The sequence below is a fragment of the Pseudoalteromonas sp. NBT06-2 genome, assembly GCF_002276045.1.
In the GTDB taxonomy this organism is placed as follows: domain Bacteria; phylum Pseudomonadota; class Gammaproteobacteria; order Enterobacterales; family Alteromonadaceae; genus Pseudoalteromonas.
On sequence record NZ_NQMR01000015.1, the window covers coordinates 25,241 to 42,291 of the forward strand.

Genomic DNA, 17,051 nt, shown 5'->3' on the forward strand with positions numbered 1-17,051 from the left:
AGGAACATATTTTATATAAATAGGTTTACATGGTAATGGTAATTGTTATCATTCCATTAATCAGTATTTAAACTTAAATATTAAATCAACAAGGGTAAATCATGCGACCTCTTTTAGGTTCTAACACTTTTAAAACTTCACTTTTATCATTAGTTGTTGCTGCTAATATCACTTCTATCTCTGCTTATGCACAATCAGTTAATCAGGATATAGAAAGGTTAGTTGTTACAGCGACACAAACGCCACATAGTGAACTTACAGCACCTGCTTCTGTATCGATTGTGACGGCGGAAGATATAGCACGCTTAGCTGTTGCTGATATTGGTGAAGCGATCCGAGCCACAACAGGTGTAAATGTATTGCCAGCAGCAGCTTATGGACGTGAAGATATTAGTATTCGAGGTATGGATGGCAGCTATACGCTTATTTTAATTAATGGTCGTCGTGTTAATTCTCAGGATGCTTTGATCCGTGGTAATGATTTTGATCTAAGTACCATACCTATGTCGTCTGTACAGAGAATTGAAATTGTTAGAGGACCCATGTCGTCTTTATACGGCTCTGAAGCTCTTGGTGGTGTTGTTAATGTAATTTTAAAGCAACCTAAAGAAAAATTGTCAGGAAATCTCAATCTACAAAAAGAATCCATTACAACTGGAACTGGAGGCGATCAATCAAAACTTAATTTATTTGTAAGTGGCCAGTTAAGTGAATCTGTTTCAGCAACTTTAATCGCAGAAAAAGTAGACCGTGATGCGTGGCGTACTGATGATGTGCCTGTATTAGATGCTTTAGAAGATCGCAGCGCCGTGAATGTTATGACTATGGTTAATTGGACATTAACTGATAACCAAGCATTAAATATTGAAGTCAATTATTCTGATGACGAACGAGAAGCTGATTGGCAACGTGGTCCAAGACTTGAAAAAACCAATCAAACAACCGAGCGATTCAACTTTAGTGTCTCTCATGATGCACAGTGGGAGTTAGCAGATACTCAAGTTCGTTATTATCATGAAAATGTTGATTTAAATGATGCAAGCACGGCATATACAACAGGTGAAATTAAACAAAAAAATAGCACACTAGATGGTAAAGCGTCTGCATTATTAACTGAGCACTTAATTACTGCTGGTATAGAGTTTAGAAACTCTGAAGTTGAAAATGATAGAGATCTCACATCAGGTAAAATAGATTATTCACAAACAGCATTATATGTTCAAGATGAATTCAATATAGGTAAATTAGCATTAACACTTGGTGGTCGATTGGATGATCATGATGTGTTTGGTGCTGAGTTTAGCCCACGCGCATACGCCGTTTATAATGTCAGTGATGAATTTGTTATTAAAGTAGGTGCAGGTAAAGCATTTAAAGCACCTAGTATGTTAGAAATGAGCAATGAATTTCAGTTAATAAGCTGTAGAGGCGCATGCTGGTTACGTGGTAATCCAGAACTAAATCCAGAAACATCTGTAAGTTATGAATTAAGTGCGGTTTATCAGACACAAAATTTTGGTGCTAACTTCACTATTTTTAATAATGATGTTGAAGATAAAATTGAAAGAGATATCACCACTGCAGTTGATATGAATGAAGGTGTGCCTGTGATCAGTTACATAAATATTTCAGAGTCTAAAATTAAGGGCGCAGAACTAAGTACTTGGTATGATATCAATGATGCTGTGTCAGTTGATGCTAACTTTGCTTATACCGATGCGAAAGATAAATCTAGTGATGAAGTATTGCAAGGTACGCCAAAGCAAAATGCGAATGTGACGGTGAATTGGCAAGTGACGCAATCAGCATATACATTTGCGCAATGGCAATATATTGGAGAGCAAAAAATACGAAACACAACTGTAGATGCCTATAGCTTATTTAATCTAGGTGCAGGGTATGAGTTTAGTGAAACCTTTGGTTTAAGAGCGGGTATAAGTAATTTATCAGATGAAAGTTTTGATGATGAAGTGGCACAATATGGTTATGTTGAAAAAGGTCGTAGTGTATTCGCTAATTTAAGTATGCGTTTTTAAAGTTAGCTTTGCGATGTTTATTTTGTTTTATCCCAAGCTGGGACATCAAATTTAACTAATAACCCCCCTTGTTCACGATTGGCTAATTTTAATTGGCCATCGTGAGCAGATATTACTTCATTACATAAACTTAAGCCTAGTCCAGTGCCTTTTTCTTTGGTACTAAAGAAAGGAAGTAATGCTTGTTGTAACTGTGAGGCTTGCATGCCGTTGCCTCTGTCAACTAAAGCAAATACCAAACGATTATTTTCGAACACCACTTTGAGTGCAATATCGCTGATTTCACAATCAGATTCATGGGCATTTTTGAGTAAGTTAATGAGTACTTGCTCTATTTGAGTCCCATCAAAAAAACCATCTGTTTTAGGTAAATCATCCAATAAGGTAAAGTCATAAATTCGTTGAACTGATGTAAGTAATAAACTGAGGTTTTGTCTGGTTTTTGTCGGTTCAGGTAAGCGGGCAAACTGCGCATATTGTTCCAAAAATACTTTTAAATTATCAGCGCGTCGGTTAATCGTTGTTAAAATATCAGGCAACATACCAAAGTGGGCTGGTTTATTGAGTATTTTAAGTGCTGACGATGTTAGTGAGGCTATCGGCGCTAAAGAGTTATTAAGCTCATGGGAAATCAGTCGAATGGCATTTTTCCAAAGATTAATTTCTTGGCGAGATATTTCAGTGGTTAAGTCTTTGAATAAATATAACGTATGTTGGCGCAAATTCATTTGAAAGTGCTGACAGGATAAATAATAGGTTTGCTTTTTATTCTCTTTATTTAATGTAATTAAGCCTGACTGTTTTTTTATGCAACTGTTTTTAAGTTCATCATCAAGATAGTTTACAATTTTTGTAAAAGTGAGGCCTTCTAATTTTCCTTTTATATTAAATAGTTTTTGCGCCACTAAATTTGAATATACAACCTGTTCATTTTCATTGGTTAAAACGATTGAAACAGGTGTGCTTTGCATTATAGTATCGAGTAATAACTCCCGCTGAAATAAGCTCATTCGCTCTTTTTTCATGGTTTTAGCTAAGGCATTATAAGCATCAACTAGTTGGCCTAATTCACCTTTAAACTCATTATGAATTTGCACGCTAAAAATCATTATCTTGAAAGCTCAATACACCCGATGTTAGGGCACTTATTAAGTTTCGGCTAGGTTTTAATAATCGTTGAATACCTATAAATACAAAGCTAAAACTAACTAATAATCCTAGGCTGATAATAAAAGATGTAGGAAATGCTAGGTAAGACAAACTCACATAGATACCTGCTTGTATTAATAACGTAATAAAAAATAATGTAAGTAATTGTGCTGACAGTGTTATTTTTTTAATCATTTTTTGTTTAGCTCAATGGCAAATTTTTCCATTCTTCGATAAAAAGCTTGTCGACTAAGGCCTAACCCTTTTGCTGCTTTTGATACCACACCTTGTGCTTATTCTAAAGCTTTTTTAATATCTGATTTAGTATATTCTGCAATCTCACTTCGGGAGTTTTTAGAGCGTTTGATGCCTAAGTGTTCAGGTTGAATTTCATTATCACCACATAATAAACACGCTCGCTGAATTACATTTTGTAATTCTCTTACATTACCTGGCCAATCATAGTTTTGAATTAAGCTTTCAGCGCCTTTTGATAGGATTTTATCATTATTCATAAATAATGATATAAGCTCATTAATATCTTCTTTTCTTTGGTTGAGCGCGGGTAAATCAAGTTCAATGACATTTAATCGGTAATATAAATCTTCTCTGAAATTGCCTTTTTTTATGGCTTCAGTGAGGTTTTCGTTAGTTGCACTGATCATTATTTCTGGTGCTAAAATATCGATTTTGAAATCGTCTGGTATGAACCGATATATCCATCACACCCACTATGGTCAATGGCTTTTTATTTACTAAAATTCGCTTGCCAACAGAATTAGCGCCACCAAATAGTGCATCATTTACGGTTTTATCTATCACAATAACCGCTTGAGAACTTGACTCAACTTCTTTACTCCAAGGTTCTCCATAAATAAATGGCATTTCCATCAGGTTGAAAAGTTGATAGTTGGTTGCACTAGCAGATAAATTCATAGGTCTTGCTAATAAGTTCTCAGGCTCAGCTATAAATTGCGTTTCCCATAATCTCACTAAATTCTTGACTGGTAACTGAGCGTTGAATATGTTTTCTACATCCTTATAAGTCGTTCTTGGCATACGAGACGCTTCTTGCTCTAGGGCATGAGCGGGCCTATTATCTAACATGACAAGTTGTATATTTTCACTTTTATGCGGTAGTGGTACTTTTTGCTGTTGTAGCGAAATCGTCATCATAGTGGTCATTAAGGCTATGCCAATAGCGATAGTGATCACCATTAGCGCATTCAGATTTTTTTTATGTTTTAAACTGTGTAAAACTTGTTTGAGTAACTCATTCATTTGATGCTCCTAAACAGCCATATCAGTTAATTGAGATTGCTGAATATCACTCACTTGGCCATCAAGAATTTGAATATTACGATTGGCGCGGCGCGCAAGCTCAGGATCATGGGTTACCATGATAATGGTTGTACCTTTTTTGTTGATATCTTGTAATAAATCCATCACTTGGCGCGCCATTAATGAATCTAAGTTACCAGTGGGTTCATCGGCTAATAAAAAGCGCGGTTTACCCGCTAATGCTCTGGCAATAGCGACCCTTTGTTGTTGACCACCACTGAGTTGATTAGGTAAATGATGCATACGTGAGGCTAAACCTACGATCTCTAATGATTCTTCTATGCGTTTTTTACGATCGTTACGGTTTAGGCCTCGAAATATTAAAGGGACTTCTACATTGTCATATAAACTTAAATCTGAAATAAGATTAAAGCCTTGAAATATAAATCCTATTTTTTCATTTCTTAAACGAGATAACTGATTGTCATTTAAACCTTTGATGTTGACACCATCTAAAAAATAATCTCCTTTTTCGAAGGTTTCAAGCATGCCTGCAAGATTTAAAAAAGTAGTTTTACCTGAGCCTGAAGGGCCTGTTACTGATACAAAATCACCTTCGGCAACTTCTAAATTAACATCACAGAGTGCATGGGTTTCAATTAAATCTGTACGATATATTTTACTGACGTTTTTCATTGATAACATTTTAAAATCCTTATAAATTTGCTGCGCAGTTTTATTGAGGCCACTATGTGGCGAAATGATTATATTGAATGCCTTTAACTCATTTTTAGTAGTTAAAGCGAATTCTTATTATTTTTACATCGCGAAGCGATTATTAATAAAACCTCTCTCAGGAAATTTTATTGGGTTATTAATACTTGGCTTTGATCATTAAATGGTGCGAGCGTTGAAATGACTACGGTATCGCCTTGCTTTAAACCTGATGTGATTTCTACTTTGCCAGTGCTACGAGCACCAAGTTTTATTTTTACTCTTTGTGCTAAGTTATCTTTCACTACGTAAGCTTTTAGACCTGCGCCTGACTCAACGAAAGCTCCTCTTTGTAGAGTGAGAATGTTGTCTTTTTGTTCAATAATGATTTGCGTTGATACGCGTTGGTTTTGACGCATGCCTGGAATTTGATCCGTTAAACGAATACGTCCAGAGACTTGTCCGTTATTGACTTCAGGTGAAATCGCAGTCAATTTCCCTGGATAAGACTGACCATTTAAAGTGATATTGGCATCAAAGCCTAACCCAAGTTCATCGGCATAGCTTTCAGGGATTTGTGCTTCTATTTCAAATGCTGATAAATCTACCAGTGATAATAGTGGTGTATTACGTAAAACAGCTTGTTTTTGTTGGATACTAATATTTCCGACAATGCCATTTAGTGGTGAACGAATCTCTAAAGCTGCCACTTTACGCTCTAGCTCTTCACTGATATGGTGTTGACGCTGTAATTGCAGCTCAAGTGCTTTGAGTTCAAATTCAAGTTGTTCTTTTTGCAGTTTTAAGCTTTCAATAGCATGGTTATTAGTAAGTGTAGCGCGCTTTAATCGTACAACTACTTCATCATATTCTAATTGTGAAATAAGCGACTTATCGATACTGGCTTTTGAGCGGGCCATTTCACTTTGTGCTGCGGCTAAATCTACAGCGGCTATTTCCATTGTTTGTTGATTATTTAATAGGTCACGGCGAGTTTGAATTTTTTGGCGCTCAACTTGAATTGAAAGTTCATCTAATCTGGCTTGCTCTTGTGCGTATTCACTTTTAAGTTGTGGGCTATCGATTACAGCTAATAGTTGCGCTTCTTCAACAGTATCCCCAGGTTTAACATGTAAAAATACCGTACCTTCATCCATGGAGTAGAGCGTTGGATTTACTGCAGCAATAGTTCGACCTTCAACTCGAATATCTTCTATAAATAGACCGCGCTCAACGGTTGCTAAGCGAACTTGTTGCTTTGATACGGTGAGATCTGCACTTAACAGTGATGCCATTGCAGGATAGCTGACCCAACCAATGGCAGCTATTGCAGTCGCACATGTTAGGGCAATGATACTTGTACGATTAATACCTAAAATGCGATTACTTTTAGGTTGTACTGCACGGTCTTGTTGTGAAGTGTCTTTAATCATGACCCATGTCCTTATTAATATTTTTATCGTGTAATTATTATTTACTTTATCAACTAACGTGCCATGTTTTAACTCGTTGATTTATTTGTTCTTATTTTTTTTGATGATTTTGTGATAATAGTACGGACGGACAGCGGACAGTCCGCGGACAGGTGTACGGTAATAGATCTGTTACGCTTTATTTAACATGGTTGAGTTATTTAGAAATAAGCAATTGAACTATATAATTAATCAAGAGGCTGTTATTTAGCCTGTATAATAGTGGTGAAAAATACTAGCTAGTTTTTTATGGTTGGCTATAATGCGCTGTTTTATTATTTCTTCTAACCGAAATATTGGCAGTACTCACTATGCAATTATTAAAATCAACTACACACCCTAATATTAAATCTTTATCTAAGAGCATGTTTCAGCGTAAAGCTGCCCGAGGTATTATCTTAAAAGGTGAAAATATTTTGATGGTGTATACCGCGAGATATCACGATTATACTTTACCTGGTGGTGGTATTGATGAGGGGGAAGATATTCAAGCTGGTTTAATACGTGAGTTAAGCGAAGAAACAGGAGCATGTAATATTAAAAATATACAAGAGTTTGGTTTATATGAAGAATTTAGACCTTGGTATAAAGCTGATTTTGATATTGTTCATATGTTATCTTATTGTTTTACATGCTCAATAGATGATGAGTTAGGGGAAACAAAGCTAGAAGATTATGAAATTAAAAATGGTATGAAACCAGTTTGGATCAATATATTTAAAGCAATTAAGCACAACCAAGATACGATAGCGAATAGTCCTAAAAAAGGTATGTCGATAGAAAGAGAAACATTTTTACTAAAACGAATTGTAGAACTAGGCTTAGTTAAACAGCTAGAAAGTATATGTAGTTAAGTAGTTTGTTGTAATAGGCTTAAATGGTGGGAAAGCTTGCTCAATATTTTGAGCAAGCTCACTCAAAACTTACTAATTATTCAATTTCATCTAAAACTTCAGCTGAGTATAGCTTATTGTGTAAATTTGCTTTTAAAACGCCTTTACGATGTGACAAAGATGACTCTAACTTTTTAACTGCGCTTGCAATTGCTGCATATAATTCTTTGTCTGATGCGTTAACTGAAATACTTACTCCTTCATATACTGTTGACACTTCAATTTTTTGTTCATTTCGCTCTACTGTAACAATAGCCTTTAGCGACATAATATCTGGATAATGCTGGCCGATTTTAGAAAACTTATTCTCTACGGATTGTTTAATAGCTTCAGTAATTTCAACGTGATGACCGGAAATCTCTATCTTCATATTTGTATCCTTTTCATTATCTTCAATATAATAATCGGTCTTGTACATCAAAAAAACAAGGGGTAAATGACAAAAAAATTTAATTTTTTTTAATTAACAAAATAGTGATTGTTTTTCTTGAAATGAAATTAATTTGGGCGCATGCTGTTAAATTGCTTCGCGTTTGAAAACCCTCATATACTTACAAATTTGCAATATACTTCTTTGATTAATTGTAAAGAATAAAACCATTATAAATTCTCATTAGATATTTTATACATAAGCGTTTTTTGATAGTTTTGCAGCAGACAAGAATAGTGAGACAAAAAAATGAATGAATTTTATCCTGAAGTAACACCTTTCAATGATTTTTTATTAGAAGTTGGTGATGATCACCAAATTTATGTAGAGGAATGTGGTAATCCACAAGGCCAAGCTGTTTTGTTTATTCATGGTGGCCCAGGTGGCGGGTGCTCTGAAACAGATCGACGTTTTTTTGATCCTGAAAAATATCATATAATTTTATTTGATCAACGAGGCTGCGGTCGCTCAAAACCTCATGGCAGTTTAGAGAAAAATGAAACTAAGTATTTAGTTGCTGATATAGAAATGATCCGAGCTAAATTAAATATTGATAGCTGGCATGTCTTTGGTGGTTCATGGGGTTCAACATTATCTTTAGTGTATGCACAAACTCATCCTGACAATGTAAAAAGCTTAGTGTTAAGAGGGATTTTCTTAGCTAGACCAGACGATACCAACTGGGCTTTTTCTGGTGGTGGTGCGACACGACTGTTCCCTGATTACTGGCAAGCATATTTAAATACCTTACCTGAAGGTCTAACTGATACTTCTATTAAAGCTGCTTATGAAATTATGATCGGTGAAGATAAAGATCTTGCATTAAAAATTGCAAAAGCTTGGGCACAATGGGAGATCCGTTGTTGTACTTTATTGCCAGATGAAGCATTTGTAGCAGACAAAACAGATGATGAATCTAGTTGGAGTTTAGCGCGTCATGAAGCACACTATATGGTTAACGATTGCTTTTTAACTGACAATCAAATTTTAGCTAATTGCGATAAAATAGCGCATATTCCAACAACGATTGTTCATGGCCGTTATGATGTTGTTTGTCCGTTTGATAATGCATGGAGCTTGCATCAACATTTACCAAAATCAGAATTATTGATCAGCGAAAATGCAGGTCACGCTTCAGTAGAGCCTGCAACAAAACATAATTTATTAGCAGCAACTAAAAAAATGCTAACAGTTTAAAGGATTTAAAATGTATACAGGTAAATGTTTATGCGGTGAAGTAGAAGTCGCGTTAAAAGGTGCTATTAGCGATATTATTCATTGTCATTGTTCATTATGTCGAAAATCAAGTGGTACTGCTTTTGCTACCAATGGTTTTATACAATCAAGTGATTTTGAAGTTGTAAAAGGACAAGAAAAGTTATCTTCATTTACTTTTAAACCAGGACGAATTCGTCATTTTTGTTCAGCATGTGGTTCACCTGTATATAGTGAAAACCAAGATGATCCAAGCCGTTTAAGGTTACGTTTAGGTATTTTAGAGTCTGATATTATTGAACGTCCTATATCTCATAATTTTGTATCTTCACAAGCTAATTGGGAAGACTTAGATGCAGGGTTACCTAGGTATGATGCATTTGAACCGAGTCGTCAGAAGTAGTTGTAATAAAAACTCCAATGCTCATTGGAGTTTTTATTTATTTTTGTATTTTATTGAATAAATTAAATATGTTTTTTTATAAACTCATCAATTTTTCGTAATGCTTGCATTCTATTTTTACCTTTACTCAGGTAATGATCCCCTTTTTCAAGTTCAATAAAACTTGCTTTTTTATCTGCATCTTCTAGTTCATCAAACATTTCTTCTGATTGTGAAATTGGCACAATTTTATCTAATTCTCCATGGATCAATAAGATTGGAATATTGATATTTTTAATATGGTTAATGGGAGATATTTGTTTTAAGTGATCTTTGTTTATATCTCCATTAGAAATGAGATCCTGCCAGTACGATACCACCCAATGATCACTGCCATAATTTATTTTCTCTTTTTTGAGCATAGCTTCGACGTCAGCAACTCCATTTATTGAAACTGCGCACTGATATAGCTCTGGTGTAAAAGCTGCACCCGCTAATGCCGCGTAACCACCATAACTACTACCCACAATACATACTTTATCTTTATCAATATGACCTTTGTTTATTAGATCTTTAACTGCATCAGTCAAATCATCTTGCATTGCTTTACCCCATTGTCCGCGACCAGCTAATGTGTGTTCTGGGCCAAAACCTGTAGAGCCGCGAAATTGTGGTTGTATTACTAAATATCCTTGATTCGCAAAATATTGACTCATCCAATCAAAACTTACTGTGTCGTACGACTCAGGACCACCATGAGGCAAAATAATAGCTGGTAATTTTTCAAGTTTAGAATTAACCGGTTTAGTCATTAATGTTGGAATTATTAAGCCATCTCTAGCCTTAAAAGAGTATTGAGTAACAGGGTTTACAGTTTCAGGTGTAATTGAGGGCCTTAAAGAGGCTAGCCTACTTAACGTGCTATTTTGATATAATACATAATCACCAGAACTATTTTCTCCGTCCATATATAAGATTATACTACTCCAGTCAGGCGTATAATCTGCAATTATAAAAGCATTGTTTGGCATCGCATGATTAATACCGCGTATACGTGCGTTTAGTTTATTATCAAAAAAATCGTAAGTAGGTGTAAAACCGGAATACCTAACACCATGTACAACCCGATTGATGTCCGTCAGCAATCTTTCTACATCTTTGTCTTTATGGCTAAATGTGGCATCAGATATTTTTCCGTCAGCTAGTGACATAGTGAAATAAGCAACGCGCCCATGTTTCTTGTCTTTATTTAACATTACTAAACTTTTGAAATCAGGTGTTATTCCTGCAAAGCTTTTTGTTCTATAAGAGGTTTCTTCTTTGAAAATTTGAACCCAATCACCGTCAATTAAAGATTCTACTTGATGTATATTGGTATCATTATTATATCTTTCTCTAGCTAACACATTAGCTTGATCATCCATAAAAAAATCAATCGTATCTTTTTTACTTCGCTTATAAATTCTAGGTCTTTTATTCTTTGTTAAATTGACTTTATATAAATTAAAAGAGCCGAGATCTTTATAAGCAGGCATATATGCATATCTCTTGTCGGGGCTGATACCAATAACACGGCCTAACTGTGTTTGACCTCCGTAAATACCTTTGCCAGGAATGAGTAATTGATGAAGTTTATTTGTTGCTAAGTTAAAAGCAAAAGCAGCACTAACTTCATGGCGACCTCTATAACCATTTAAGTAGCGGTTTTGAGTGGCGACTAGAATAAGTTTTTCATTACTTATGAAATAAGCAAAGTTTGGTTTTACGTTTGAAATATCAATTGCTGAAATTAGATTTTTAGTTTTTAACTCTCTTATGATAAGTAAATCTTTGTCTGTAGATGTATCTCTATAGGCAATTCTTTGGGCATCAGGAGATAGCACCATTAAGCTAATGTTTGGTAACTCTCCATAATTTTCAATTTTTGGTGCTGATATTTTTCCAAGGGGTTGTGTTGAAATGAGTAATATTGCTAAATATATTAATATTCGCATTATATCTCCTTATATTGCTGAATTTTCAATGTATTATAAAGAAAATACTAATTAAGAGTACTTATAAATACTTTAATATAAGAAAAAACTGAAACAACTTTAGTAAGGCAGTATGTATTTAAGCCTCGTCGCCTAAAGTAAATGTAATAAAACAGCCAATAAGAGTTAATTATTAAAGGCTGTTTTGTATTAAATTAATGCTTTTTACGGTGTACTCATTTGAGATTGAATATAGTTATGAATACCGACTTTATTAATGAGACCAAGTTGCTGCTCTAACCAGTAAATATGATCCATTTCAGTATCATCTAGTAGATCTTCTAAGATCTCGCGGCTAACATAGTCTTTCTCTTGCTCGCAAACACCAATGATCATTCTTAAGCTGTCTGCTACTACGCGTTCTGCTTTTAAATCATTCTCTAGCATTTCTTTCGTATTGGAGCCTATCAATAGGGGTTCTCTAGAGGCTGTATCTGCTTTGCCTTCTAAAAACAAAATACGTTCAGCTAAACGTTTAGCATGTCCGAGTTCTTCCTCATGTTCATGCATTTCATGTTCATGAAGTTTATCTATCCCCCAATCTTCAAACATTTTACCATGAGCAAGATATTGATCCATGGAGGTTAATTCTAGTGTTAATTGTTTGTTGAGTAGATCTATTACTTTTTTAGTACCTTGCATGTTATTCCTCCATCATAGATTGTTGATAATTTTCTATGCCTGTATTATCAATTAAGAATTGTTGTGACTCGATCCAGTCAACGTGTCCTTCTTCATATTCGAGGATGTCTTCCAGTAATTCTCTGCTGACGTAATCTTCTTCTTTTTCACATAGTGCAATGGCTTTACGAAGTTTGGAAATTTGTTCCATTTCAAAGTCTAAGTCGCATTGAATCATTTCTGCGGTATCTTCACCTATACGTAGCTTTTCTAAATGCTGCAAATTAGGCAAGCCCTCTAAAAATAATATTCTTTCAATTAAATCATCTGCTTGTTTCATATCTTTTATTGATTTTTTATAGTCTTTTTCGTTGAGTTCTTCTAGCCCCCAATTTTTAAATATTCGTGCATGTAAAAAATATTGATTTATTGAGGTTAGCTCATAGGTCAGGATCTGATTCAAAGAGCTTATTATATTACTTTTGCCTTTCATGTTTTTGTCCTACTTTGCTTTAATGGTAAATACATTTAGGTACTTTTAGTTTAGGACAAAAAAAATACCACGTTAGATTGTTTTTATATAAATGGTAAATTGATATATTCTTTTAAAATAAGGTACTTACAATGCAAATTAGAGTTGTTTTTATTACGTTTTTATTACGTTTTTAGATGTGTTTTTACGTGATTATTGTGTATATTTAAAATGTGTTTATCATTGACGTTTACTTTATGCGAATGTTAAAGCTAAAACTTCAATGAGTGTGAAATCATCATTAATACCTATTTATAAGATTAGGTTTATCAGTATTATCTTGAACAAATTTTACTTTATAACCATCTGGGTCTATATAATAAACCAATTTGATGCCCCGATAGATCACGGTTTTCATTTTCTCTATTATCATTTAACGATAAATATTGGTAATCATCATCAAAGTGGATCCCATTTCTAGCTTTACCATACCACAGCCCTTTATCGCCTACGCTCCAGTGAAGGAAAGCTGCTTGATAAAATGTAAATAATTTTAAAGTTCTTTACGAGTAAATTTAAATTTTATAGGTTTATCTTATTGTTTTTATTAGTTTATAATGTGATTTTAAATTAACTCGCCATGGGGGAGTTAATCTATTGACACCTGCATGGTATAGTTTTATTTTATTACCTGATGGATCTAAAAGAACGGCTTCCCGCCATAAATAAGACTGATCTGTTGGTAACTGTTTAAATTCAATACCTTTGGAGATCAGTGCTTCAACCCAAAAATCTAAATCCTCATTCTCAAAATATATTGTTGCGCCATTGCTAAATGATTCTTCATTTAATGACAATGAGAAACTTGCACCATTGGGGCATTCAAACCTTGCGTAGTGAGGTGTATCAACTATGAATAAAAAGCCCAGTAAAACATAAAATTCGGTTGCTTGTTTCATATTGTTTACGGGTAATGTGATTTGATTTAAGTTCATAAATATCTCCTTAATTTGTTTTTTTATGGTTTACATACCATATAAATATTCTTGCTGTTTAGGGAAAGGTTGACTGTTATGCTGCGCTCTAATTTTTTTTAATGCGCCGCTATATTGATGCAGCATATGCATGCTGTAATCAATACGATCTCTTAAGTTAGTATCTCTAGAGGTTAAATCTTGATTATCATTTAATACTTGCTCAACATTTCTAATAATTAAGTGATCTGGTGTCGCAACCAGTTTGTTGTTTTTAAGTGCATTCATTTTTAATTCTGCAATAGGGTAGGCACCACTGATACCACTGACTACTGAAGTCAGTAAAACTGGCTTATGAGCAGTATTTTGTGCATCACACATTAATAAAAAATTTTTAAGAATAGGTGTTGCCATACCACCCCATTCAGGTGTGATTAAAACAAGGGCATCCGCTTTTTGTATCTTTTTATTTATTAAAGGCCATTAACTACCTACCTTTGATTTGCTTGATTGCTCACCATCCCAAAATGGCAAATTATATTTGCATAGTTCGATATGCGTGACGTCATCAAATAATTTTTCTACTTGAATTAAATAATTAGCAACTTTAGCGCTTTGGGATTCAACTCTTTGACTACCGTTCACAATAAGTAAATTCATATTTAGTAAACTTTTTTGTTTATTAATTATTAAGTAAAGTAAACTCTTTACTTAAGCTTGTAAAGGGTACTTTTAAAATAAAGTAAATAAAAAAGTTTACTTAATATTTGATTAAGGAATAATAGAGATGAAAATAAAAAATAGCTTATTGGTGAAGGTGTGAAAACAAGCGAAAAAATAATTAGCTTACTTAAAGTCGAAGGTGCATTAACCGCTAAAGTATTAGCAAGTGAATTGCAATTGACAACTATGGGTGTAAGGCAACACTTGCAGGCATTAGAAGAGTCTGGCGATATTAGCTTCGAAGATAAAAAAGCATTAAGAGGTAGGCCAACACGATATTGGGCATTAACAACTAAAAGTAATAGTCGCTTCTCAGATAGACATGAAGAGCTCACAGTTCAGTTAATTGATTCAGTTAAAAGTGTATTTGGTGACTCTGGATTAGAACAACTCATTTCTCATAGAGAGCAAGCCTCATTAGATTTATATCAAACTGCATTAGCGGATAAAGAGAGTTTAGAAGATAAGTTAAATACCTTGGCAGAGCTTAGAACTGAAGAAGGGTATATGGCTAATGTGATTAAAGGCTCTCTTGATGATAAAAAATGTGATGACACTGTTTTTTGGCTTTTAGAAAACCATTGTCCAATATGTGCAGCTGCGAGTAGTTGTTTGAATTTCTGCCGTTCTGAACTGAATTTATTTCAAACTATTTTAGCTGATGTTGCAACTGTGGCAAGAGAAGAGCATATTATTGAAGGTGCTAGGCGCTGTGCTTATAAAGTAAAAGCGTTTGATAAGATTTGAACAGGGTCACAAGTTTTACATTTATAATTGGTTTGTGTTTTTATATTTTTCTCAAAAACGACGATTAGGTAAGTCGGTTAAAATATCTATCTTCGTTTTTTGCTTGTTTTCACAGTTAATATCACTTAATTATTTCTAGTTGCGACAATCTCTTCATCGTGATTGGTTAATGTGCTTTCTGGTTCATTAAAAGCAGGATCAAGTTGTCTTAATTTTTTAGATATCGCATCCACTTTATTCCATACATCATGATCGAGTCTTATTTTATGGTGCATAATTTTTAATACAGGTAATAAAGAAACATCAATGGTTTGCGCTATAGCTTGAACAGCATCTGCTACTTGTGGATCGGTATGATTATCGATATTCACCTCAGGTACAGTTTGTTGTTGTAATGTGTCGATTAACTGCTTATTGATATTAATGAGTTGCGATAGCTGATCTGAATTATTATTGTTTTTAATTGCTAAAACTAATTGAGCTAATTTATCAGTATTGTTATTCGCGCTGATTGCCAGTGTTAGCTCTGTCAGTTTATCTGCATTGTTATTAGTACTGATTGCCTGTGTTAGCTCTGATAGTTTATCGGTGTTGTTATTGGCGCTGATAGCTTGCGTTAGTGATTGAGTTAGTTCACAAAGCTTATCTGAGTTGTTACTGGCACTGATCGCTTGGCTGAGTGATTGTGATAATTGTTGTAAGTTATTGTTGTTATCTAGTTGAGTAAGCGTGTGGTTAATAGTTGCTAGTTGCTCACTAGAGTTATTGGCGATTAAAGATTCTGCTATGGTTTGTAACTGGCTTTGAGGGCTAGTTTGACTAATAGAGTTAGCCACTTGTAGTTAGGTTGAATTTGTGGGTTAAATCTTGTACTCGTATTTCAATTAATTGTTCAGCACCTTGAAATGTGACTCTTGCTTGGCCAAATGTCTCAGTCACTTTTGAGGTGGCAATAATGCATTCTAAGCCTATAAAATCGTGTTTATGAGCAGTTTGTTTACTGGTGAAGAACCGCCTCAGTGGCTTTGTGAGTAATGCGCTTAATGGTAAAGCTATTATACTGCAAGTAAATATGAGTACTGCACCAAAGACATAGTATAAATCGTGTGTTTTAAAGGCATTTAAAAACCAAGCTTGACTATAAATGCTGATCAACCAAGCAGTCATAATAATAATGCTCGATGAAACCGTTAATGGCACTTCACCTAAGCCTAAGTTATTAAATAATCTCTATGTACTTACGGTATTAGTTTCGGTTTCGAGTTCAGCATCTGCTTCAAACATATCTATGTCGGATAAGCCAACGATTGTCACTAACCAAAATAAAATTACGATGATTAATAGCACTGAAAATACAACTGTTGGGAAGGTTAATGCAGCATTTAAAAATTCCATTTTTACTCCTTAATATACCTTCATCAGCTTAATCATTAAGCTGATTTATTATTTTCTATAATATTTTGTTCGTAATATAAATTGAAAGTTAAAAAAGTTAAGTTTTTTCATTTGGGTAACGCTTATCTATTGCTTTTAAAGATTTTAAAAACAAACCTAAACCACCCATAGTCAGTACTAAAATGACAATTAAATCAAATGAACTCATGCTTGCAAATGAGAATTGAATTGAGCTAATGACACCAAAAATTAAAGCGGTTATTGAACCTAAAGATAATATCCAACCTAATATATTTTTACTATTGTAGAAAACGAGCCCTATACCAAATATGAAAGGGATAATCACCATACCACTGGTAATACTCATTCCTGAAAAACCGTACAGACGGGTACCCATACCAAAAGAGGAACTAATCTTTATGGCATTTAACAGCATGAAAAAGCCACCACTCATCATGATTAAACCTAAGAAAAATTGACCTATGCCACCTGAAGTTCCACCTGCACCTTTCAT

Annotated in this window: 21 protein-coding genes and 1 pseudogene; 5 read left to right on the forward strand and 17 right to left on the reverse strand. The window is 34.3% G+C overall.

Annotation, left to right across the window (positions count from 1 at the left end):
- Window positions 1-101: 101 nt before the first annotated feature.
- On the forward strand, window positions 102-2,036 hold the full coding sequence (locus CJF42_RS04775) for a TonB-dependent receptor domain-containing protein (protein ID WP_095365585.1): 1,935 nt from the start codon (window positions 102-104) through the stop codon (window positions 2,034-2,036).
- Window positions 2,037-2,053: 17 nt separating this feature from the next.
- Here CJF42_RS04775 and CJF42_RS04780 read toward each other — a convergent pair whose 3' ends face one another.
- The 7 genes from CJF42_RS04780 to CJF42_RS04805 all read right to left on the reverse strand — a co-directional run bounded on the left by CJF42_RS04780 (window position 2,054) and on the right by CJF42_RS04805 (window position 6,613).
- Window positions 2,054-3,133, reverse strand: coding sequence for a sensor histidine kinase (locus tag CJF42_RS04780; protein ID WP_252097524.1), 1,080 nt, complete (start codon window positions 3,131-3,133; stop codon window positions 2,054-2,056).
- Between the two features lies 1 nt (window position 3,134).
- Window positions 3,135-3,380, reverse strand: coding sequence for a hypothetical protein (locus tag CJF42_RS28430; protein WP_252097525.1), 246 nt, complete (start codon window positions 3,378-3,380; stop codon window positions 3,135-3,137).
- Complete coding sequence (locus tag CJF42_RS29235) at window positions 3,377-3,469, reverse strand: helix-turn-helix domain-containing protein (RefSeq protein WP_095365586.1); 93 nt, start codon at window positions 3,467-3,469, stop codon at window positions 3,377-3,379. Before CJF42_RS29235 ends, CJF42_RS28430 begins: the two co-directional genes overlap by 4 nt.
- A gap of 9 nt (window positions 3,470-3,478) precedes the next feature.
- Window positions 3,479-3,850, reverse strand: coding sequence for an AAA-type ATPase lid domain-containing protein (locus CJF42_RS04790; protein ID WP_095365587.1), 372 nt, complete (start codon window positions 3,848-3,850; stop codon window positions 3,479-3,481).
- Window positions 3,834-4,466: an ABC transporter permease gene (locus tag CJF42_RS04795; protein ID WP_095365588.1), complete on the reverse strand. Its 633-nt coding sequence runs from the start codon at window positions 4,464-4,466 to the stop codon at window positions 3,834-3,836. The genes CJF42_RS04790 and CJF42_RS04795 overlap by 17 nt, the downstream gene beginning before the upstream one ends.
- A gap of 9 nt (window positions 4,467-4,475) precedes the next feature.
- On the reverse strand, window positions 4,476-5,171 hold the full coding sequence (locus CJF42_RS04800; RefSeq protein ID WP_095365589.1) for an ABC transporter ATP-binding protein: 696 nt from the start codon (window positions 5,169-5,171) through the stop codon (window positions 4,476-4,478).
- Between the two features lie 158 nt (window positions 5,172-5,329).
- Window positions 5,330-6,613, reverse strand: coding sequence for an efflux RND transporter periplasmic adaptor subunit (locus tag CJF42_RS04805; protein ID WP_095365590.1), 1,284 nt, complete (start codon window positions 6,611-6,613; stop codon window positions 5,330-5,332).
- A 350-nt stretch (window positions 6,614-6,963) separates the two neighbouring features.
- Between CJF42_RS04805 and CJF42_RS04810 the strand changes: the two genes are divergently transcribed.
- Window positions 6,964-7,506: an NUDIX hydrolase gene (locus CJF42_RS04810; RefSeq protein WP_095365591.1), complete on the forward strand. Its 543-nt coding sequence runs from the start codon at window positions 6,964-6,966 to the stop codon at window positions 7,504-7,506.
- Window positions 7,507-7,582: 76 nt separating this feature from the next.
- Here CJF42_RS04810 and hpf read toward each other — a convergent pair whose 3' ends face one another.
- Window positions 7,583-7,915 carry a ribosome hibernation-promoting factor, HPF/YfiA family gene (gene hpf, locus CJF42_RS04815; protein WP_095365592.1) on the reverse strand — a complete coding sequence of 111 codons (333 nt, stop codon included), beginning with the start codon at window positions 7,913-7,915 and terminating at the stop codon, window positions 7,583-7,585.
- Between the two features lie 309 nt (window positions 7,916-8,224).
- Between hpf and pip the strand changes: the two genes are divergently transcribed.
- A complete protein-coding gene (gene pip, locus CJF42_RS04820) occupies window positions 8,225-9,172 on the forward strand; it encodes a prolyl aminopeptidase (RefSeq protein ID WP_095365593.1) in 948 nt (315 codons plus the stop codon).
- 10 nt (window positions 9,173-9,182) lie between these two features.
- Complete coding sequence (locus tag CJF42_RS04825; RefSeq protein ID WP_095365594.1) at window positions 9,183-9,593, forward strand: GFA family protein; 411 nt, start codon at window positions 9,183-9,185, stop codon at window positions 9,591-9,593.
- Window positions 9,594-9,655: 62 nt separating this feature from the next.
- Here the strand turns inward: CJF42_RS04825 and CJF42_RS04830 are convergent, their stop codons facing one another.
- The 5 genes and pseudogenes from CJF42_RS04830 to CJF42_RS04855 form a co-directional block, all read right to left on the reverse strand.
- On the reverse strand, window positions 9,656-11,566 hold the full coding sequence (locus CJF42_RS04830) for an alpha/beta hydrolase family protein (protein ID WP_095365595.1): 1,911 nt from the start codon (window positions 11,564-11,566) through the stop codon (window positions 9,656-9,658).
- A gap of 204 nt (window positions 11,567-11,770) precedes the next feature.
- Window positions 11,771-12,247 carry a bacterioferritin gene (gene bfr, locus CJF42_RS04835; RefSeq protein ID WP_095365596.1) on the reverse strand — a complete coding sequence of 159 codons (477 nt, stop codon included), beginning with the start codon at window positions 12,245-12,247 and terminating at the stop codon, window positions 11,771-11,773.
- 1 nt (window position 12,248) lies between these two features.
- Window positions 12,249-12,719 (reverse strand): bacterioferritin, encoded by a 471-nt coding sequence (gene bfr / locus CJF42_RS04840; protein WP_095365597.1) that lies wholly within the window; start codon window positions 12,717-12,719, stop codon window positions 12,249-12,251.
- 569 nt (window positions 12,720-13,288) lie between these two features.
- Window positions 13,289-13,693, reverse strand: coding sequence for a VOC family protein (locus CJF42_RS04850; RefSeq protein ID WP_095365598.1), 405 nt, complete (start codon window positions 13,691-13,693; stop codon window positions 13,289-13,291).
- Between the two features lie 30 nt (window positions 13,694-13,723).
- Window positions 13,724-14,332, reverse strand: a pseudogene (locus CJF42_RS04855) (NAD(P)H-dependent oxidoreductase).
- A gap of 159 nt (window positions 14,333-14,491) precedes the next feature.
- On the opposite strand from CJF42_RS04855, the gene CJF42_RS04860 reads away from it, so the two are divergent.
- Window positions 14,492-15,142, forward strand: coding sequence for a helix-turn-helix transcriptional regulator (locus CJF42_RS04860; protein ID WP_095365599.1), 651 nt, complete (start codon window positions 14,492-14,494; stop codon window positions 15,140-15,142).
- 125 nt (window positions 15,143-15,267) lie between these two features.
- Here CJF42_RS04860 and CJF42_RS04865 read toward each other — a convergent pair whose 3' ends face one another.
- The 4 genes from CJF42_RS04865 to CJF42_RS04875 form a co-directional block, all read right to left on the reverse strand.
- On the reverse strand, window positions 15,268-15,978 hold the full coding sequence (locus CJF42_RS04865; protein WP_095365600.1) for a hypothetical protein: 711 nt from the start codon (window positions 15,976-15,978) through the stop codon (window positions 15,268-15,270).
- Window positions 15,971-16,342, reverse strand: a complete 372-nt coding sequence (locus CJF42_RS04870; RefSeq protein WP_095365601.1) for a hypothetical protein — start codon at window positions 16,340-16,342, stop codon at window positions 15,971-15,973. The genes CJF42_RS04865 and CJF42_RS04870 overlap by 8 nt, the downstream gene beginning before the upstream one ends.
- A gap of 30 nt (window positions 16,343-16,372) precedes the next feature.
- Window positions 16,373-16,537: a hypothetical protein gene (locus CJF42_RS27215; protein WP_170940476.1), complete on the reverse strand. Its 165-nt coding sequence runs from the start codon at window positions 16,535-16,537 to the stop codon at window positions 16,373-16,375.
- A 97-nt stretch (window positions 16,538-16,634) separates the two neighbouring features.
- A complete protein-coding gene (locus CJF42_RS04875) occupies window positions 16,635-17,051 on the reverse strand; it encodes a hypothetical protein (RefSeq protein WP_095365602.1) in 417 nt (138 codons plus the stop codon).

Bases quoted from the DNA above. Each gene is read 5' to 3' on its own strand.
- CJF42_RS04805 (WP_095365590.1), bottom strand. From the start codon at position 6,613: ATGATTAAAGACACTTCACAACAAGACCGTGCAGTACAACCTAAAAGT.
- pip (WP_095365593.1), top strand. From the start codon at position 8,225: ATGAATGAATTTTATCCTGAAGTAACACCTTTCAATGATTTTTTATTA.
- bfr (WP_095365597.1), bottom strand. From the start codon at position 12,719: ATGAAAGGCAAAAGTAATATAATAAGCTCTTTGAATCAGATCCTGACC.
- CJF42_RS04790 (WP_095365587.1), bottom strand. From the start codon at position 3,850: ATGATCAGTGCAACTAACGAAAACCTCACTGAAGCCATAAAAAAAGGC.
- CJF42_RS04800 (WP_095365589.1), bottom strand. From the start codon at position 5,171: ATGTTATCAATGAAAAACGTCAGTAAAATATATCGTACAGATTTAATT.
- CJF42_RS04875 (WP_095365602.1), bottom strand. From the start codon at position 17,051: ATGAAAGGTGCAGGTGGAACTTCAGGTGGCATAGGTCAATTTTTCTTA.
- hpf (WP_095365592.1), bottom strand. From the start codon at position 7,915: ATGAAGATAGAGATTTCCGGTCATCACGTTGAAATTACTGAAGCTATT.
- bfr (WP_095365596.1), bottom strand. From the start codon at position 12,247: ATGCAAGGTACTAAAAAAGTAATAGATCTACTCAACAAACAATTAACA.
- CJF42_RS04850 (WP_095365598.1), bottom strand. From the start codon at position 13,693: ATGAACTTAAATCAAATCACATTACCCGTAAACAATATGAAACAAGCA.
- CJF42_RS04810 (WP_095365591.1), top strand. From the start codon at position 6,964: ATGCAATTATTAAAATCAACTACACACCCTAATATTAAATCTTTATCT.
- CJF42_RS04830 (WP_095365595.1), bottom strand. From the start codon at position 11,566: ATGCGAATATTAATATATTTAGCAATATTACTCATTTCAACACAACCC.
- CJF42_RS04775 (WP_095365585.1), top strand. From the start codon at position 102: ATGCGACCTCTTTTAGGTTCTAACACTTTTAAAACTTCACTTTTATCA.
- CJF42_RS28430 (WP_252097525.1), bottom strand. From the start codon at position 3,380: ATGATTAAAAAAATAACACTGTCAGCACAATTACTTACATTATTTTTT.
- CJF42_RS04825 (WP_095365594.1), top strand. From the start codon at position 9,183: ATGTATACAGGTAAATGTTTATGCGGTGAAGTAGAAGTCGCGTTAAAA.
- CJF42_RS27215 (WP_170940476.1), bottom strand. From the start codon at position 16,537: ATGGAATTTTTAAATGCTGCATTAACCTTCCCAACAGTTGTATTTTCA.
- CJF42_RS04795 (WP_095365588.1), bottom strand. From the start codon at position 4,466: ATGAATGAGTTACTCAAACAAGTTTTACACAGTTTAAAACATAAAAAA.